This window comes from Rhodococcus sp. NPDC054953 (assembly GCF_053609225.1).
Genome location: NZ_JBSGXD010000001.1, coordinates 1 through 21,174, shown reverse-complemented (window position 1 = coordinate 21,174; position 21,174 = coordinate 1). Strand labels below are relative to the sequence as shown.

General features: G+C 74.1%; 2 protein-coding genes. Both read right to left on the bottom strand.

From position 1 onward, the window contains the following. Nucleotides 1–37 precede the first annotated feature (37 nt). Nucleotides 38–12,325 carry an amino acid adenylation domain-containing protein gene (locus ACWF62_RS00010; protein ID WP_452629272.1) on the bottom strand — a complete coding sequence of 4,096 codons (12,288 nt, stop codon included), beginning with the start codon at nucleotides 12,323–12,325 and terminating at the stop codon, nucleotides 38–40. Nucleotides 12,326–12,380: 55 nt separating this feature from the next. Further along, nucleotides 12,381–21,170 (bottom strand): amino acid adenylation domain-containing protein, encoded by an 8,790-nt coding sequence (locus ACWF62_RS00005; protein WP_452629271.1) that lies wholly within the window; start codon nucleotides 21,168–21,170, stop codon nucleotides 12,381–12,383. Between the last annotated feature and the right edge of the window lie 4 nt (nucleotides 21,171–21,174).

Below are 21,174 nucleotides of genomic sequence, written 5' to 3'. Positions count from 1 at the left end.
TGAGTCCCTTCATCCTGACGTGTGGTGGTGCGGTGGTTCATCGGTGAATTCCGGTCCGGTCCAGGTCGGCAGCGAGATCCTCGATCGAGGGGGCCGCGAAGACCTGGGCGGCGTCGGCCTCGATTCCGGCGGCCCGCAGCCTGCTCAGCAACTCCATCACCCCGATGCTGTCGACGCCGAGCGCGAACAGGTCGTCGTCGATGCCGACCCGGTCGGCACCGAGCTGCGCGGCAACGACGGTGCAGAGCACCCGCTCGGTCGCGGTGCGCGGCGCGCGCTGAGCACCGGCCGCCCGGAGCTCCGGACGCGGCAACGCGGACCGGTCGAGTTTGCCGTTCGGCAGGGTGGGCAACGCGGGCAGCACGACGATCGAGGTCGGCACCAGGTAGTCCGGGAGGATCGCGGCCAGCCTGCGCCGCACCGCGGCCGCCTCGATGTCCCCGCCTTCGGCGGCGACCACATAGCCGACGAGCACCGCGGATCCGGTGTCGGTCCGCGCCTGCACCACGGCCTCGGCGACCGCGGGGTCGGCGAGCAGCGCGGCCTCCACCTCGGCGGGCTCGATGCGATGCCCACGAATCTTGACCTGGTCGTCGCCGCGTCCCCGGTACTGGATGTGGCCGTCGGCGGTCCACCGGGCCCGGTCGCCGGTCCGGTACATCCTGGCGCCGCGGGCACCGAACGGGTCGGCGACGAAACGTTCAGCGGTACGGCCGGATTCGCCGCCGTAGCCGCGGGCGAGGCCGTCTCCGGCGAGGTACAGCTCCCCGTCAACGCCGACCGGGACGGGCCGCAGCGTCGCATCCAGGATGTGGGCGCGGGTGTTGCCGACGGGCCTGCCCGCGACCGGAACACCGGCGTCCGACGCCCGCGCCACCAGCGCGTCGACGGTGCTCTCGCTGGGGCCGTACAGGTTGTACGACTCCGTTCCGTCGACCGCGCGGAGCCGCTCCCACAGCTGCTGGGACACCGCCTCCCCGCCGAAGCCGAGGGACGACGGAGCCCGGTCGCCGTCGAGCAGGCCCGCGTCGAGCAGTTGCGCCAGGTGCGACGGGGTCACCTCGACGAAGTCCCAGCCCTGGGCAGCGGCCTGCGCCACCATCTTCCGCGGGTCGCGCTGCGTCTGCTCGTCGACCAGGCACAGCGCGTGCCCGTCGAGCAGCCACAGCTGCGGCTGCCACGACGCGTCGAACGCGAACGACCAGGCGTGGCCGACCCTGAGGCGTTGCCGCCGGGACCGGCGCTGCGTCGGCCGGTACAGGTCGGTGCGGTGACTGTGGAACAGGGTGACCAGCCCGCGGTGCACCGCGACGACGGCCTTCGGTGTCCCGGTCGATCCGGAGGTGTGGACGATGTACGCGGGATGCTCGGGGCGCAGCGGCGCGATCCGGTCCCGGTCGCTGACCGGCGCCGGATCCCGGTCGGCGATCCGGGCGGCGACGCCGGGATCGTCGAGGGCGAGCACCGTCGCGGTGGTGTCCGGCAACCGCTCGGCCAGCGCCGCGGTGGTCAGCACCATCGCCGGTGCGGTGGTGGCGAGGATCGCCGCGGTCCGCGCCGCCGGGGCCTGCGGATCGCACGCCAGGTAGGCGCCGCCCGCCGTGAGCACGGCCAGCATCGCCGTCACCGCGTCCGCGGTGCGCGGAAGCATCAGCGCCACCGGCACTTCCGGACCGACACCGCCCGCGATCAGCAGCCGGGCGAGCCGGTTGACGCGATCCGCGAGGTCCCCGAAGGTCCATTCCTCGTCGCCGGCGAACAGCGCAGGTTCGGCTCGGTAGCGCTGCGCGGCGTCCCCGAACAGCGCGGGCACCGTCGTGGCGAGCGCGTCGATCGGGTTCGTGTTCCACTGCCGGGTCATCGCCACCCGATCCGCGGCAGGGATCGCGTCGATCTGCGCCAGCCGATACTCGCCGGGGCGGTGGGCGAACTCCCGAAGCACCTGTTCGAGTCCGGCGGCGAGACGCTCGGCGGTGCGGCGATCGAACAGATCCGAGCTGTACTCGACCATCCCGACGACGGTGTCGGTGCCCGCGTACTCGACGAAGTCGAAGGACAGGTCGAACTTCGCGGTGGTGACCTCGATCGGTTCGGGGACGAGGCCGCCGAATCCCTCGCCCGGCCGCGGCTCGGTGAGGTACACGATCATCGTCTGGAACAGCGGGTGCACCGACCGGGAGCGGGCGCCGGCACCGAGAACCGCGTCGACGACCTGTTCGAACGGCAGGTCCTGGTTCTCGAACGCCGCCAGGTCGGTGTCCCGGATCCGGCCGAGCAGTTCGGCGACGGTCGGGTCACCGGACAGGTCGGCGCGCAGCACCATCGTGTTGAGGAAGAACCCGACCAGGTCCTCGAGCCCGCTGTCGGTGCGGCCCGACACCGGCGTGCCCAGCGGAATGTCCACGCCGGCACCCGATTTGTGCAACAGCACCGCGACGGCGGCCTGGACGAGCATGAACATGCTCACCCCGTGCGCGCGGGCGACCTCCCGCAGCCCGGCGACGACGTCCGCGTCGAGCGCGAGGTACACCGCGCCACCGCGATGGCTGACGCGGGCGGGCCGGACGCGGTCGGTGGGCAGCGGCAACTCCTCGGGCAGGCCGGCGAGCGCGGCCCGCCAGTAGGCGGCCTGCCGCGCCGCGACGCTCCCCGGTTCGGCGCCGTCGCCGAGCATCTCGCGCTGCCACAGCGTGTAGTCGGCGTACTGCACCGGCAGCGGCGACCACTGCGGGGCCCGGCCCTGCTGCCGCTGGGCGTATGCGGTCATCAGGTCGGTGAGCAGTGCCCTGGTGGACCACTCGTCGGTCGCGATGTGGTGGATCACCAGCACCACGACGGTGTCGTCGCCGGTCTCGATCACGGTGACGCGCAGCGGCGCCCGATGTTCCAGGTCGAACCGGTGCGCCGCGGCAGCAGCCGCGGCGGCCGCGACGTCCTCGGCGCGCACAGTGCACCGCTCGAGGTCCACCTCGATGTCCTCCGCGGGCAGGATCACCTGGCGCGGCCGCCCGTCCGCCTCGGCGAACACGGTGCGCAGCGGTTCGTGCCGGATCATCAGGTCCCGCACCGCCTCCGCGAGCGCGACGACGTCCACCGCGCCTGCCACCCGCCACGAGATCGGCACGTTGTATGCGCCGGCAGCGCCACCCGCACCGAGCCGGTCCAGGATCCACATCCGCTGCTGCGCGAACGACAGCGGCAGCGGGTCGGGCCGCTCCCCCGACGCCAGCGCCGGACGTGCCCCGCGGCCGGACCGCTGCGCGAGCGGCGCGAGCCGGGCGACGGTCGGCGCCTCGAACACGGCCCGCACCGGCAGCTCCACCCCCAGCTCGCTGCGCAGCGCGTTGACGAGGCAGATCGCGGTCAGTGAGTGGCCGCCGAGCGCGAAGAAGTCGTCGTCGATGCCGACCGTGTCCACTCCGAGGGCGGCGGCGAAGACCCCGCACACCCGTCCCTCGAACTCGGTGCGCGGTGCCCGCGACGCGGCGGCGGTGTCGAAGACCGGCCGGGGCAACGCCTTCCGGTCCAGCTTGCCGGTGAAGCCGACGGGGACGGTGTCGATGACCGTGATCAGCGCGGGGATCAGGTGATCGGGGACGGTCCCGACGAGGTCGCCGCGCACCGCGGCCGGGTCGACGGCCGTTCCCGCAGCGGGAAGCACGTACCCGACGAGGACCGGGTCGCCACTCGCGTTGGGGACGACGGCCGCCACCGCGCGGAGCACCGTGGGCAGCGACTCGAGCGCGGCCTCCACCTCGCCGAGTTCGATCCGCATGCCGCGGATCTTGACCTGGTCATCGATCCGGCCCAGGTAGCCGAGCTCACCGGACGCGGTCCAGCGCACCAGGTCACCGGTGCGGTACAGGCGGGCGCCCGGCTCCCCGTACGGGTCCGCGACGAAGCGTTCCGCGGTCAGCGCGGGGCGGCCGAGGTAGCCGAGGGCCACCTGGACGCCGCCGAGGTACAGCTCCCCCACCACCCCCGACGGAACCGGCCGGAGCCGCGAATCCAGTACGTACAGGGACACGTTCGCGCCGGGCCCGCCGATCTCGCAGGCGCCGTCGGCGCCGGTCCGCGCGGACAGATCCGCGGCGAGGGTGACCTCGACCGCCGCCTCGGTCGGGCCGTACAGGTTGTCGATCCCCGCGCCGGGCAGCGCCGCAGCGAACCGTTGCACGGTGCGGTACTGCAGGGCCTCACCGGAACACACGACGCGCCGGAGCGCGGGCAGGTCCAACACCGGCAGCGTCAGCGCCTCATCCAACACCGGCGGCGTCAGCGCCTCATCCAACACCGGCAGCGTCAGCGCCTCATCCAACACCGGCGGCGTCAGCGCCTCATCCAACACCGGCAGCGTCAGCGCCTCATCCAGCACCGGCAGCGTCAGCGCCTCATCGAGCATCGACGGGACGAAGTGCGCGACGGTGACCGCCTGCTCGCGCAGCAGCCGCACCAGCGCGGCCGGGTCGCGGTGGTCGTCCGGACCGGCGACGACGGTCACGGCACCGTTCACGCTGGGCCAGAACAGTTCCCACACCGACACGTCGAACGTCGCGGGCGTCTTGAGCACCACCCGGTCGGCGGCGGTGAGCGGAAGCCGGTCCTGCACCCAGTGCAGCCGGTTCACCACCGCGCGGTGCGCGACGACGACGCCCTTCGGGTTGCCGGTCGAGCCGGAGGTGTGGATGACGTAGACCGGATGGCCGGGGGTCAGGCGTCCGCGCCGGTCGCGGTCCGTGACCGGGGCGTCCGGCAGGTCGGCGAGCCGTCCCAGCACCGCGGGATCGTCGAGGTCGGTGCGGGCCGCGGCATCGGGCAGCACCGTCGCCGCGGTGGTCAGCACCCGGACCGGTGCCGCGTCGTCGAGCAGGTACTCGATGCGGGCGGCGGGCAGCCCGGTGTCGATCGGCAGGTAGGCGGCACCGGACTTCACGACCGCGTGGATCGCGACGACCTGGTCGACCGATCGGGGCACCGCGACGGCGACCAGGTCGCCGGGCCGGGCGCCGTCGGCGATCAGCAGGCGCGCCAGCCGGTTCGAGCGCAGCTCGAGGTCCGCGTAGGTGAGGGTACCGGCGCGGGAGGTCAGCGCGAGCGCGTCGGGGGTGCGCGCGGCCTGCCCGGCGAGCAGGTCGGCGACGGTCAGGTCGGGGTACACCGCGGTCGCGCCGACACCGATCGCCCGTTGCCGCCGACGGGCGTCCGGGTCGTGCAGCGTCAGGTCCGCGAGGCGGACCGCCGGGTCGGCGGCCACGTCGGCGGCGGCCGCGACCAGCGCGGCCAGGATGGTCTGCGCGGCGGCGGGGTCGAACAGGTCCGCTGCGTACTCGGCGGAGACGGTGATCTCGCCGGTGTCGGGCGCCTCGACAAAGGTGACGTTCAGGTCGAACTTCGCCCGGACGTTCGTCAGCGGCTGCCAGGTCGTCGGCACGCCGAGCAGGTCCGGCAGCACCGCGGGGCGCTGCAGGTAGCCGACCATCACCTGGAACAGCGGGTTGCGGCCCTCAACGCGGGCCGGCGCGAACTCCTCGACGAGCCGCTGGAACGGCACGTCCTGGTGCGACATCGCCGCCAGGTCGGCCTCCCGCACCCGGTCGAGCAGGGCGTCGAAACTCGGGTCACCGGATAGGTCGGTGCGCAGCACGACGGTGCCGACGAAGAAGCCGACGAGGTCGTCGAGTGCGGTGTCGGCCCGCCCCGACACCGGGCTGCCGACCACCACGTCGTCGCCCGCGCCGAGCCGGGACAGCACCGCGGCGGTCAAGGCGTGCAGCGCCATGAACATGGTGCCGCCGCGGGATTCGGCGACCTCCCGCAGCCGGCGCGTCACCTCCGGCGCGAGGACGGTGCTGGCGTTGCCCGCCCGCCCGGTCGGCTGCGCGGGCCGTGGGCGGCTGGTGGGCAGCGTGATCTCCTCGGGCAGGCCGGCGAGGGTCTGCCGCCAGAAGTCAAGCTGGCCCTCGATCCCCTTCTCGCCAAGGACGTCCCGCTGCCACAGCGCGTAGTCGGCGTACTGCACCGGCAGCGGCGACCAGTCCGGTGCCTCGCCTGCGGCGCGGGCCAGGTAGCCGCGGGTGAGGTCGCCGAGCAGCGGGGCGTCGGACCACTCGTCGGTGGCGATGTGGTGCAGCACCACGACGAGCACGGCGCGCTCCGGTCCCTCCCGCAGCAGGGTGACCCGGAGGGGTACATCGGTGCGCAGGTCGAAGTTCGCGGTCAGCCGGGCGAAGGCGAGCGCGTCGACGGTGTCGGACGCGGCGTCGACGACCTCGAGCTCCCCTCCCCCGGGCAGGATCACCTGGTGCGGTTCGCCGTCGGTGACCTCGATGACGGTGCGCAGGGTCTCGTGCCGCGCGGTCAGGTCCCGCACCGCCGCGGCGAGTGCGTCGGCGTCGACGGGTCCGTCGAGCCGGGCGACGTGCGCGTAGTGGTAGCCGAGGCTCTCCGGGACGGGCCCCGTCGCGCCGCCCGACAGTTCGGCGAGCAGCCACAGCCGTTCCTGGGCCGCGGACAGCGGGATCCGGTCGGGCCGGTTGCCTGCCGTGATCGCGGGCAGCGCGGTTGCCGCGGTCGGCAGCAGCCGCGCGATCTGCGCCGGGGTGCGGGCGTCGAACAGGTCCCGGATCGTCAGCTGCACGTCGAACGCGGCGCGGACCCGGCTGACCACCCGCATCGCGATCATCGAGTGTCCGCCGAGGTCGAAGAAGTCGTCGTCGGCGCCGACCGTCTCCAGGTCGAGCAGTTCGGCGAACAGGGCGCACAGCACCCGCTCGGCCTCGGTCTCCGGCGCCCGGCCGTCCGCGGTGGCCCGCACCTCCGGAACGGGGAGCGCCTTCGCGTCCAGCTTGCCGTTGACGGTCATCGGGATCGCGTCGATCTCCACGAACACGCTGGGCACCATGAAGTCCGGCAGCAGGGCCCGCAGCGCCTGTGAGTACTTTCGGCCCTCCTGGGGACCAGAAGTACTCACGGGCCCGGAGGGCACCACGTAGGCGACGAGGCGGGCGAGCCCGCCGGGACCGGGCAGCGCGAGGACCGCGCACTGGGCAACCCCGTCGACGCCGGCGAGGGCGGACTCGACCTCGCCGAGTTCGACGCGATAGCCGCGGATCTTGACCTGGTCGTCGATGCGGCCGAGGTAGTCGATCATGCCGTGCACGCGGCGCCGCACGATGTCGCCGGTGCGGTACATGCGGGCGCCCGGCTCGAACGGGTTCGCGACGAACCGGTCTGCGGTGATGTCGACGCGGCCGAGGTAGCCGCGGGCCAGGCCCGCGCCGGAGATGTACAGCTCACCGGCGACCCCGTCCACGACGGGACGCAGCCACCGGTCGAGGATGTGTCCGCGGGTGGCGCGGATCGGCACCCCGACCGTGGGGGTGTCGCTGTCCGCGGTGCCCGCCCCCAGAGTGTTGATCGTGTATTCGGTCGGCCCGTACAGGTTGTAGCCGAGGGTTCCGTCGGTGTCGCGCAACCGGTTCCACACCGAATCGGGCACCGCCTCACCGCCGAGCAGCACCAGCGGCGGCCGGTGCGCGGCGGCCCCGTCGGCCCGGACGCCCTCGGCGAGGAGCCCGTCCGCGAACAGCGCGGCGGCGTAGGTCGGCGTCACATTCACGACGTCGATCCGCTCCCGGTCGCAGTACCCGACGAGGGCGTGCGCGTCGCGGCGCAGGTCCTCGTCGCAGATGTGCACCTCGTGGCCCTCGACCAGCCAGAGCAGTTCCTCCCAGGACATGTCGAACGCGAAGGACACGGTGTGCGCCACCCGCATCCGTCGTCCCCCTGCCGCGGCGACGACCGGATCGAAGATCTCCTGCTGGTGGTTGCGCTGCATGTTGGTCAGGCCGCGGTACGGGGTGACGACGCCCTTCGGCTTCCCGGTCGACCCGGAGGTGTAGATGACGTAGGCGGGATGGTCGAGCCGGTGCGGGCGGCCCGGCGCGAACGCACCGAGGTCGGCGGCGCCGAGCGGGCGGTCGTCCCACTCGTGGTTCTCGTCGAGCCGGATTGCGCTGTCCGCGTCCAATTTCAGCCGAGTTGCGACCGCCGAGGTGGTGACGGCGAGTGCGGGTCGGGCGTCGCCGAGGACCACCGCGAGCCGCTCGTCGGGCTGGTCCAGTTCGAGGGGAAGGTACGCGGCGCCGGTGCGCAGCACCGCGAACAACGCGACCACCATCTCCACCGTCCGCGGCAGCGCGAGCGCGACCACGGTCTCCGGCCTGGCGCCGCGGCCGATCAGGTGTCGGGCCAGGCCCTCGACGCGACGGGCCAACTGCCCGTAGGTGACCCGCTGCTCCTCGAACACGAGCGCAACCTCGTCCGGCATCCGGGCTGCCGTCGCGATCAGCATCTCGGCAATCGTGGTGTCCGGGACGGAGGGAAGGGGCTGGCGCCACCGCGCATCCGCCGCGGCGAGTTCGGCGACGTTGAGTGTCGGGATCGACCCAACGACCCGGTCCGCGTCGCGGGCGACGATGCCGAGCAGGTCGACGAACCGGTCGTGCAGGCCGTGTGCGCGGGCCGCGTCGACCACGTCGGACCGGTAATCGATCTTGACGTGCAGCCGCTCCCCGGGGGACACGACGACGGCGAGCGGATAGTGGGTGTGGTCGAGGCTGTCCTCGGCGATGATGTCGTGCTTGGCGGACTGCGCGGCCATCTCGGCGGCGTTCTTGAAATTCTGCAGCACGAACAGCGTGTCAAACAGCTCGCCGTGCCCGGTGGCGCGCTGGATCTCGCCGAGCCCGAGGTACTCGTGGTCCATGCGCGTTGCGTACTCGTCCTGCATCCGGCGCAGCAGCCCGCCCAGCCGTTCCGTCGGGTCGAGGGTGACCCGGACCGGGACGGTATTGAGGAACATGCCGAGAACCCGGTCCAGGCCGACGATCTCGGTGGGCCTGCCCGCGACGGTGGACCCGAACACGACGTCGGTGCTGCCGGACTCGGCGGCGAGCAGCAGGCCCATCACCGCGTTCATCAGCGCGTTCAGGGTCACCCCCGCCGTGCGGGCGCGCTCCCGCAGGGCGGCGGTGAGCTCGGCGTCCACCCAGGATTCGATCCGGGTCGGCTGGACCGGGGCGCGGCCCGCGACGGAGCCGGCGACGAGGGTCGGGGTGTCGAATCCGGCGAACGTGTCCCGCCAGGCCGCCGCCGCGGCGTCGGGGTCCCGGTCGGCCAGCCAGGCGAGGTAGTCGGTGAACCCGGCTTCCGGCGCGGCGACCGCCTCCCCCGCGTACCGGGCAAGCAGCTGGTCCACGAACAGGGCACCGGACCAGCCGTCCCACAGGATGAACTCACGGTTCACGACGAGGCGGTCGACGCCGCCTGCGAGGTGGATCAGCAGCATCCGCCACAGCGGCGGGGCGGTCAGGTCGAACGGTCGTGCCCGGTCGGCGGCCATCAGCTCCGCGGCCCGCGCCGCCTGCACCTGCTGCGGCAGCTCGGACAGGTCGACCTCGGTGAACGGCACCTCGAGACCGGTGCCGATGAACTGGACCGGGTCGGCGAGGCCGTCGTTGGTGAAACCGGCCCGCAGGGTGGGATTCTGCTCCAGCAGTGCGGCGGCCGCGGCCCGCAGCCGCGCGATGTCGATCCGGTGCCCGAAGTCGAGGGAGAACTGCGCAGTGTAGATGTCCCGGCCCGAATCGAACACGGACTGGAAGAACAGGCCACGCTGGAGCGGGGACAGCGGCCAGATGTCCTCGACGACAACGGGGGCGACCGCCACGATGCGGTCGATGTCGTGCTGTCCGAGGTCGATGTGGGCCAGGTCGGACGGGGTCAGTCCGCGCGCCGCGGTGCCGGTGAGCGCGACGAGGTCGGTCACCGCCTCCCGCCACAGCAACGCGATCCGATCGAGGGCGTCGCCGCCGAGCCCATGATCGGATGCGAAGTGCACCTGCGCGCCGCCCGCCGCGTCGGGTCGGATGCACACGTCGAGGACGTGGGTCCCGATCCGGTCGCCTCCGGTGCGGATCGACACCTGAGGTGCGGGGAGGGCGGCGAGCGCGGGGCCCGCCTGCACGTTCGCGTACCGCAGCATCGGCCACCCGGCGGAGCCAGCGGCGCGGATCCGTTCCTTCGCGGAGCGCAGCGCGTCGAGCGGGTCGGCGGCAAGCACCAGCCGCGCGGGCGCGGTCCAGTCCAGCGGTCCGACGGTGCGGCCGGTGTCGGGAAGATCACGCCCGTCCCGCCACAGGTCGACCACCAGTTCGCCTGCGTCCGTGGGTCGTTCGCCCCAGCGGGCGACGGCAAGCGCGGTCGCCGCCGCCCAGGCGTCGACGGGGTCCCCCTTCACCAGGGCGGGCACCGCGGTCGTTGCCGCGGCGAACGCGTCGGCCCCGATCGTCACCGCGGCGGACGCCTGCTCGCCCGCCGTCCCTGGCGGCACCAGTTCGCCGCCCGGACCGAGCACCGACATCCAGGTCACCAGTTCGGCGAGCCGGGCCGGTTGCGCCGCCTCCGCGGTGAACCGGTGGACGTGGGTCTTCAGGGACACCGGGACGGCGGGCAGCGTCACGGCGCGACCGCGGCGCAGGCAGCGCAGTGCGGTCCGGATGTCCTCGGTGACGATGCCCCAGGACCGCTCGTCGACCAGCCCGGCGGGCGCGAGCAGCACCACTTCGCCGCTGCCCCCGGTCACCCGGACGATGCTCAGCACGTGACCGGTCGCCGGGTCCGGGGCGACCCCGGGGAGCGCCGCGAGGTCCGCGACCGGGACGCCGGGGTTCCGATCGCAGTCATGCACATGGGATTCGGCGTCCACCGTGTCGGGAACCGCGAGCAGCCAGAGGATCGGGGCGGGCGCGGTGAGCGTCGCCCGGAGCGCGGGGTGCCGGGTGAGGACGGCCCCGGCCGCGGCGACCAGCTCCGCTCGGGTGAGTGACTCGGTGAGCGGGATGCGCCTGCTGCGCAGGGTCGCGTCGACGGGGAGCTGCGCGTCGCGGCGCCGGGCAAGCGCGGCGGGCAGCGCGAGCGGCCCGGCGCCGTCCTCGTCGTGCGGCGCGGTCGAGACCGGTCCGCCCGCGGGCAGCACACCCACCGGTTCGTCGACGCCGTCGAGGAACGCGTCGACGAAATCGGTGAGGTCGTCGGCGATCTCGGCGCAGCGGTCGGCGTTGTCCGGGTGGCTGCGCAGGCCGATCTCGATCGGATCGCCCGCCTTGTGCAGCAGCACGATGAACTCAAGTTCCCCGACCGGGCCGGACGCGAGCATGTGCGCCTGCGATTCGCGGCCGATCAGGAATCGGGAGGTGGACGCGGGCATGATGTTGATGCCGATGCTCGGCGGGCGCCAGTCCGGGTTGCGGGCGGCGAGGGCCTGACCGATCGCCTCGCCTCGGAATCGGCCGTGCTTGAGCAGCGACCACATCTTCCGGTCCACGGTGGCGGCGACGTCCGCGATGCGGGCGGCGGCGGGCACCTCAAACCGCATCGGCAGGACGCTGGCGACCATGCCGGGCACGGCGCGCAGTTCCCTGGTGCCGCGGGCGGTGGTGGGCAGCGAGAGGACGACGTCGGTGGTGTCGGTGGCACGGGCGACGTAGCCGCCGAGCAGTCCGATCATCAGCACCGGCAGCCGCAGCCCGTGTGCCCTGGCGTGCGACTCCAGCCTGCGGCGTCGATCGACGTCGAGGGTGACGGTGGTGTGGGTGACACCCGGCGCGGGCGGGTGGTCGGCGTCGATCAGCCGGGGCACGGCGGGCAGGTCCGCGAGTTCGGTGAGCCAGTGGTCGCGGTCGGCCCCGATCTGGGCGCCGGAGGTGTACGCGAGGTCGGTCTCGACGAACCGGGCGAGGGACCATTCGGCGGCCAGGTCCGGCGCGGAGCCCTCCACGTAGGCGCGTTGAATTCTGCTGAGCGCCAGCGAGATACCGTATCCGTCGTTGACGATGTGATGGTACTGCTGGTACAGCCGCATCGTCTCGTCGCCGACCAGGTGCACGGCGAAGGTGAACAGCAGGTCAGTCGCCAGGTCGACGCGGGTCCGCATCGCCTCGCGCATCCACTCCAGCGACGCGGCCTCGGGGTCGTCCTCGCCGCGGAAGTCGAGCACCGGAAGATCCCAGTCCCGGCCGGGGCGGGGGATCTGCACCAGCGCGCCGTCGGCGTCCACGTCGAAGTTCACGTGCAGCGTCTCGGCCTGGTCGAGGACGGACCGGCACGCGGCGACCACCCGGTCGATGTCGACGTCGCCGAGCGTCTCGGTGTAGATGCCGGTGTTGTAGAGGTGCCCGACGGGGTCCAGCTGGTGGCCGAAGTAGATGCTGCGCTGGGCCGCGGTCACCGGAAACGCCGACTGCACTGTATTTCTCTCCACCATCTCCGCCGCGCCGGGCACGGACCACCCACCAGAAGTTCTGGTTAGCCTAACCAAACTAGGACACGGTACTCAATCCCGTCCTCCCCGGCGTCCCGATCGTCCCGATCGTCCCGATCCGCGCGGCAGCGGCCGCGGCGATCACCCGTGCGTCCGCCTCCGGCACCGCGGTGGTGTCGTGGTCGAGCCGGACGGTCACCCCAGAACCATCCGCGGCGAAGGCCACCGTGACGTCCAGCTGGCGCGGGTCGACGGCCGCCTGCCCGGGCAGGCGAGCGTCCGCCACCCGCAGGCTCACCTCCGGGCGCGCCAACGCCGCGAACACCGGCGCCGTCTGCGCATTCAGGTACCGGAGCATGCCGTAACCCGCGGCGGACGGCGCCGCGTCCAGTGCGGCCAGCACCGACGGCCCGGTCGGATCGGGAAGCCGGACCGGAACGCCGACCTCGAACGGCCCGACCGTGCCGGTGTCGTCGGGGTCCGGCTCGCCGGAGGCTGGCGCATCCCGCCGCAGCTCCACGGTCAGCTCCCCCGCCGCACCCCGCCACTCCGCGACCGCGGCGGCGAGCGCGGTCAACGCCAGCGCCTCCCGGTCCGCGGCGGGCACGTCCGGCGCGTCCGCCGCGACGACGACCTCGCCGCGCGGGCCGGGCACCGGGACCGCGGGCACGCCGAGCCGCAGCGCACCGCCGGGGGCGAGCACCTGCGACCAGTGCGCGAGTTCGGCCATCAGCGCGGGATCCTGGGCCCGCGCGTTGACCCGATGGGCGAGCCCATGCGCGGTCGCGGCGGGCCGGGAGACGGGTTCGCCGTGCAGCAGGCGCTGCAGGTCGTCGCGCAGGACCGCCAGCGACCGGTCGTCCGCCGCGAACGGGTGCACCGCGAGCCGCAGTTCGCCGCCGTCGGCGCCCGCATCCCGCCACGCGGCGGCCAGCATCCGGCCCGCCTCCGGGTCGAGACCCGCCACCAGGGCGTCCGGGCCGGGGTGCGCCGGGTCCCCGTCCGCGAGCACCTCCACCGGGAGCGGCGGCTCCCCGATCTCGAGTGACCACAGCACCGACGCCACCCGGGTCAGTCGCAGCCGCAGCGCGTCGTGCAGGTCGATCAGCGCACCGAGCGCCGCCAGCACCTCCGCGCGGCCCGCGCCCGCCGGGGTCGCGATCGTCAGGACCGCCCCGATCCCGGCCGGGCCAACGCCCGCCTCCCGTGCCCGGTGCACCAGCGCGGTGACCGGCAGCGGTCCGGTCTCCGCGGCGTCGCGGGGCCCGGTGTCGGCGCCCGCAGCTGCGGGCGCGAACTCGGCGACCCTGGCCAGCGCCGCCGGGGTCCGCCACTGGAAGATCTCCCGCGGCCCGAAGCTGATGCCGCGCCGGGCCGCCGCGTTGACCACCTGGATCGAGATGATGCTGTCCCCGCCGAGGAGAAAGAAGTCGTCGTCGGCGCCGACCTCGTCCAGCCGCAGCGCCTCCGCGAACAGTGCACACAGTGCCTGTTCCGCCGGGCCGTCCGGGGCGCGCCGCTGCGCGGTGTCGGGCAGCGCCGGGTCCGGGAGCGCGGCCCGGTCCAGCTTGCCGTTCGCGGTCAACGGCAGCGCGTCGAGGACCGTCACGGCGGTCGGGATCATGTGTTCCGGCAACGAGATCGCGGCGGCGGCCAGCAGGTCCGGCGCCGCAACCGCGCGACCGGCGGCGGGCACGACGTAGGCGCACAGGCGCCCGGCCCGGGCAACGACCACCGCCTGCCCGACCGCCTCGTCGCCGAGCAGCACCGACTCGATCTCGCCGAGTTCGACGCGCTGGCCACGGAGCTTGACCTGGCCGTCGGTGCGACCAAGGTAGTCGAGCGCGAGGACCGGCTCCCGGCCCGCCGTTGTCGTCGGCCGCCACCGCACCAGGTCCCCGGTGCGGTAGAGCCGCTCCCCCGCCGTGCCGTCCGGATCGGCGACGAACCGGTCGGCGGTCAGCGCGGGCCGGTCGTGGTACCCGCGCGCCAATTGCACGCCGCCCAGGTACAACTCGCCGACCACCCCGGGCGGCACCCGGCGCAGCCGGTCGTCGAGGACGACGACCCGGGTGTTCCACACCGGCCGCCCGATCGGCACCCACGAGCCCGCTCCGGCGGGTTCCAGTGCGGCGGCGGTGACGTCGACCGCGGCCTCCGTCGGCCCGTACAGGTTGTGCAGTTCCGCGTCGACCAGCGCATGGAACCGCTCCCGGTGGTCGGCGGTGAGCGCCTCACCGCTGCACAGCACCCGCGCCAGACGCGGCCGCGGTCCGCCGGATTCGGCGAGCTCGTCGAGGAACGCCGCCAGCATCGACGGCACGAAGTGGACGGTGCCGACCGCGCGGCGGTCGATCACCTCGCGCAGGTAGCGCGGGTCGCGGTGCCCGTCCGGCCGGGCCACCACGAGGGTGGCGCCGGTGATCAACGGCCAGAAGAACTCCCAGACCGACACATCGAATCCGGAGGGCGTCTTCTGCAGCACCCGATCCCCCGCGGCCAGCCCGTACTCGGCCTGCATCCACGCCAGCCGGTTGCCGATCGCGCGGTGCGAGACGAGCACGCCCTTCGGTCGTCCGGTGGAGCCGGAGGTGTAGAGCAGGTAGGCCGCCGCGTCGGGGTGCACCACCGGGCGCCGCGCACCGCCCCCGGTCCGGGCCTCGCGCAGCACCCGCCCGTCCGCGTCGATCTCGAGGACCGGCGCCGTGACGTCGAGCGGGGCGACATCGGGCCCGCGCAGCACCAGGGCGGGGTCCGCGTCGGAGACCATGTAGGACAACCGTTCCGCCGGGTAGCTGTCATCCAGCGGCAGGTAGGCCGCACCGGCCCGGTGGATCGCCAACAGCGCGACCACCAGGGCGGCGCTGCGCCGCACCGCGACCGCGACGACGCCGCCCGCCGCGCCGGTCAGCTGCCCGGCGAGGGCAGCGACCGCCGCGTCGAGCTGCGCGTAGGTCACCTCCTGCCCGGTCTCGTCGACGATCAGGGCGAGCGCATCCGGGGTGTCGGCGACCTGCCTGGTGAACAGCTCCGGCAGCGTCCGGTCCGGGACCGGTACCGCAGGACCGGATTCCGCTGCGGCGAGCGCGGCGCGGTCGGCGCCGGTGAGCGGGTCGAGTGCCGACAGCCGCGCCCCAGGACGGTCCGCGATCCCGCGCAGCAGCAGACGCAGCCGGGCCGCGAACGCCTCGACGGTGGCGTGGTCGAACAGGTCGTCCGCGTACTCGACCCGCCCGCGCAGGCCGCCGCCGTCCGCGGCGGCGAGCTCGAAGGTCAGGTCGAACTTCGCGGTGCCGGTCTCGACGAACACCGGTGCCGCGTCGAGTCCGGCCATCGTGATCGGGTCGATCTCGTCGCGGTACTGGACCAGCACCTGGAACAGCGGCTGCCGGGCGAGAGACCGGGCGGGCGCCATCCGCTCGACCAGCTGATCGAACGGAACATCCTGGTGCGCATAGGCATCCAGGTCGGTTGCGCGGATCCGGGCCAGCAGGTCGGTGACGGTCGGGTCGCCGCCGAGGTCGGTGCGCAGCACCAGGGTATTGACGAAGAAGCCGACGACCCGCTCGACGGCGGTGTCGGTGCGGCCCGCGACCGGCGAGCCGACCACCACGTCGTCCCCGGCACCGAGACCCCGCAGCAGCACCGCGACCGCGGTGTGCACGAGCATGAACCGGGTGACGCCAGCGGCGGCGGCGACCGCGTCCAGGGCGCGCGTGGTGCCCGGGTCCACCTCGAACGGGACCGCGCCGCCGCGGTAGCTCGACACCGGGGGCCGGGGCCGGTCGTACGGCAGCGTCAGCTCCTCCGGTTGCCCGGCGAGCACCGACTGCCAGTGGTCGAGCTGCGCGGCGACCAGCGAGCCCGGGTCATCCGGGTCGCCGAGCACCTCGGGCTGCCACACGCTGACATCGCGGTACCGCACCGGGGGCGGCAGCGGCAGCGCGGTGTCCGCGCCGCGCAGGTGCGAGTACCCGGCGGCGAGGTCGGCGATCAGCGGCCGCGCCGACCACTCGTCGGCGGCGATGTGGTGCACCAGCAGCAGTAGGTGCGCGTCATCGGCGGCGGTGCGCAGCAGCACCGCCCGCAGCGGCAGCTCGGTGGTGATGTCGAACGGATACCCGGTCTCCGCGACCAGGCGCGCGTCGAGGTCAGCGGCGGCGACGTCGGCGACGATGAGCGGCACCTCGACGTCGTCGACCTCGAGCACCCGCTGGAACCCGATGTGGCCGTCGCCCGCGGTGAAGACGGTCCGCAGCCCCTCGTGGGTGGCGAGCAGATGACCGAGGGCCCCCCGCAGCGCCTCGACGTCCACCCCGCCGCGCAGCCGCATCGCGAACGGGATGGAGTAGGTGGCGCTGGGCCCCTCGAGCTGGAACAGGAACCACAGCCTGCCCTGCGCGGCGGACATCGGGGACAGGTCGCCGTGCTCGCGCGGCACCAGCGGGGGCCGGGTCGCCGCGGCACCGGTCTGCGCCGCGAGCCGGGCCGGGGTGCGCAGGTCGAAGACCTCCCGGATGCTCACCTCCCGGCCCAGCCGGGACCGGAGCGACGCCGACAGTCGGGTGGCGAGCAGCGAGTTGCCGCCGAGCGCGAAGAAGTCCTCGTCCGGGCCGACGGCCGGCAGGCCGAGCAGGTCCGCGACCACGGCGCAGAACTCCCGCTCGGCCACCGTGGCCGGCTCGCGGCGTTGCTCGGACCGGCTCGGTGCGGGCAGCGCGTCCCGGTCGACCTTCCCGTTGGGCAGCGTCGGCACCGCGTCCAGCACGACGAAGACCGACGGGATCATGTAGTCCGGCAGCAGGTTCCGCAGGTGGTTCCGCAGGGCCGCCTGGTCGATGGCCCCGGTCACGTACCCGACGAGCTGGTCGGCTCCGGTCGCCCCGCGCCGCACCATCGCCAGCGCCCGGTCGACGGCGGGGTGGGAGGTCAGTGCCGCCTCCACCTCGCCCGGCTCGATCCGGAACCCGCGCAGACTCACCTGGTTGTCGGCGCGGGAGACGAAGGCGAGCGCACCGGAGGCGGTGCGGCGCACCAGATCACCGGTGCGGAACAGCCGGTCGCCGCCACCGAACGGGTTCGCGACGAAGCGGGACGCCGTCAGGTCGGGCCTGCCGAGGTAGCCGCGGGCGAGTTGGACGCCGCCGACGTACAGCTCCCCGACCACACCGTCCGGGACCGGGCACAGGTACGGGTCGAGCAGGTACTCGTCGACCCCGGGCATCGCGGCGCCGATCAGCACCCGCTCGGTGCCCGTCGCGGCCCACACGTTCACGTCGCCGGCAACCTCCGAGGAGCCGTACGAATTGTGGATCGTCACGCCGTCGCCCGCCAGGGCGTCCACCACCCGCGCCTCGAGGGGCTCCCCGCTGAGGAACCAGGTCCGCACGCCGAGACCCGTCGGCCCGGCCGCATGCTCGGCGAGGACCGCGGCGAGCCCGGGGACCGCGGTCACCCCGGTCACGCGGTGCTCGGCGATCAGCGCGGCGAGCGCGGCGGCGTCCCGAGCGGTGTCGTCGTCGGCAAGCACCAGGCGCGCCCCCGACAGCAGGCCCGCGAGCAGTTCGGTGGATCCGTCGATGAAGCTCAGCGAGCTCTTCGCCAGCCGCACGTCCGCGCCGTCGTGCGCGAACAGGTCGCACTGCCAGCGCAGCCGGTTGGCCAGGGCCGCAGCGGTTCCCGCGACCCCCTTCGGGGTCCCGGTGGATCCGGACGTGTACACCACGTAGGCGAGGTCGGCGCCCGTGACGGGGCGGATCCGCTCATCGTCGCCGAGCGCGCCCGCGGCCCGCCCCGCCGCGGCGTCCTCGAGGTCGGGCAGCGCAACGAGCGGTGCGGCGCCCGCCAGCGCCGCGATCAGCGCGGCGCTGCCCGCGTCGACGAGCACCAGCGCAGGCGCCGCGTCGGTGAGCATGTGCTCGATCCGGGCCGCCGGGTAGGTGGGGTCGATCGGCAGGTAGGCGGCGCCCGCGGCGAGCACCGCGCGCAGGGCAACGACGGTCGCCGCGGTCCGGGACGCGGCGACCGCGACGATGTCGCCGGGGCCGACGCCGCGGGCGATCAGGTCCCGTGCGGCCCGGTTCGCCCGCGCCGCGACGGCGGCGTAGCCGTGCTCGACCCCGGCGGCGACGAGGGCCACCCGCTCGCCGAACTCGGCGTCGGCGGCGTCGAGCAGTGCGGGCAGCGGCGTCGACCCGCCGGGCGTCGCGGTCGGGGTGAGCGCGTCCCGTTCCGCGGGCAGCAGCACGTCCACCTCGCGCAGCCTCGCCGCGGGGTCGGCGGCGAACGCGGCGAGGACCGCGTGCAGCCGCCGCGCCAGCGCCTCCGCGGTGGCCCGGTCGAACAGGTCGAGGGCGTACTCGATCCGCACGTCCAGCCGGTCCGGGTACTCGACGAACTCGAAGGTGAGGTCGAACTTGGCGGTGCCGGTCGAGAGGTAGGACGGTTCGACCTCGAGTCCGGCGAAGGCGGGGGCGCGGTGCGGGGTGCGGTGCTGGACGAGGGTCTGGAACAGCGGGTGCCGGGCCAGGGATCGGGTGCCGCCCACCGCGTCGACGACGTCGTCGAACTGCGCGTCCTGGTGGGCGAGGGCGTCGAGGTCGGTGCGCCGCACCCGGGCCAGGACGTCGGCGAGGCTCGGGTCGCCCGCGAGGTCGACGCGCAGCGCGACGGTGTCGACGAACAGTCCGACGAGGTCCTCGACGCCGGCGACGCCGCGTCCGGCGACCGGGGCACCGAGGATGATGTCCTCTCCCGCACCGACTTTTGCGAGCAGCACCGCGGTGGCGGCGTGGGCGGCCATGAACATCGTCGTTCCGGTTGCCGCGGCGAGCCCGCGCAGGCCCGCGACGATGTCGGCGCCGGCGCGGCACCACACGTCGTCGCCGCGGTGGGTCGGGACGGCGGGCCGGGGCCGGTCGCGGGGCAGCGCCGATTCCTCGGGTGCCCCGGACAGCGTTGCCCGCCAGAAGTCGAGCGACTCCGCACGGGTCGGGGTGCCGTGCTGCCAGGCCGCGTAGTCGGCGTACTGGATGCGATCCGGTGCGTCCGGGAGCGCGGCGCCCGAGTAGGCCGCGGCCAGGTCGGACAGCAGCGGACCGGCCGACCACTCGTCGCCCGCGAGGTGGTGGATCACCAGCAGCAGCACCGCCCGGTCGGCGGCGGGGCGCACCAGGTGGGCGCGCAGCGGGATCTGGTGGGACAGGTCGAACGGCACCCGCGCCGCCGCGGCCAGCGCCGCCTCCAGGTCCGCGTCCGCGAGGTCGACCACCCGGAGGTCGATCGTGGTGTCGGCGGGAAGGATCCGGGCGGCACCGGCGCCGTCACGGTCGACGACGACGGTGCGCAGCACCTCGTGCCGCGCGATCAGCGCCGCGAGCGCCCGGCGCAGCGCGTCCTCGTCGACCCGGCCGCGCAGCCGCAGCACGAACGGCACGTTGTAGGTGGCGGAGGGCCCGTTCGCGGTGTGCAGGAACCACAGTCGCTGCTGCGCCGCGGACAGCGGCATCAGTTCGGCGCGGGGGGCGACGGCCGGACGGGGCAGTGCCGCGGGTCCGGTCAGCGGTGCGTCGGAGCCGTCGACCAGCGCGGCGAGCCCGGCGACGGTTGGCGCCTCGAACACGTCCCGCAGCGACAGGGTCGCCCCGAGCGTTGCCGCGATCCTGGCGAGCAGGCGGGTCGCGGACAGCGAGGTGCCGCCGAGGGTGAAGAAGTCCGCGTCGACGCCGGGGCTGCCCTGGCCGAGGAGGTCGGCGAACAGGCCCGCCAGGGCCAGCTCGGTGCCGGTGGCGGGCTCGCGGCCGGTGTCGACGGCACCGAAATCCGGTGCGGGCAGCGCCTTCCGATCGATCTTCAGGTTCGGGGTCAGCGGGAATTCGTCGAGGACGATCAGCGCCGTCGGCACCATGTAGCCGGGCAGCGCGGCGGCCAGGTGTGCCCGCACGGCGTCCGGGTCGACGACGGCGCCGTCGGCCGCGGTGAGGTACCCGACGAGGTGCACGGCACCGGTGGCGTCGGGCCGCGCGAGCGCGACCGCGGCCGCGACCGCGTCGAGGGTCGCGGCGACGGTCTCGATCTCGCCGAGTTCGATGCGATGCCCACGGATCTTGACCTGGTCGTCGCCGCGGCCGAGGTAGTCCAGGTGCCCGTCCGCGTTCCAGCGGACCAGGTCGCCGGTGCGGTACAGCCGTCCGCCGCCCACCGGGTCCGCGACGAACCGGGCGGCGGTCAGGTCCGGCCGCCCCCGGTAGCCGCGCGCCAGTTGCGGTCCCGCGACGTACAGTTCGCCGACCGCCCCCACCGCGGCGGGCTGCAGGAACCGGTCGAGCACCCGGACCTCGGTGCCGGGGAACGGGCCGCCGATGGACCCGGACCACGCGCCGCGCGCCGGTACCGGCGCGGATGTGCACCACACGGTGGCCTCGGTGGGGCCGTACATGTTGGTCACCGATCGGGCGCGGGCCGCGAGACCGACCGCGACCGGGGCGGGCAGCGCCTCGCCGCCGACCAGGACCGCGACCGACGTCAGGTCCGCACCGGGGTGGTCGAGCACCGCTCCCCACAGCGACGGCGTCGCCTGCATGACGGTGACCGCCTCGGCGGCGAGGAGGTCGGCGAGCGCGGCCGGGTCGCGTGCGGTGTCGTCGTCGGCGAGGACGACGGTGCCGCCCGCGCACAGCGGGACGAACAGTTCCAGCACGGCGATGTCGAAGGACAGCGTGGTGACCGCGAGCAGCCGCGTTGCGGTGTCGATTCCGGTGAGTTCGGTTGCCGCGTGTACGAATCGGGCCAGCGCCCGCCGGTCCAGCACGACACCCTTCGGGCTTCCCGTGGAACCGGAGGTGTAGATGACG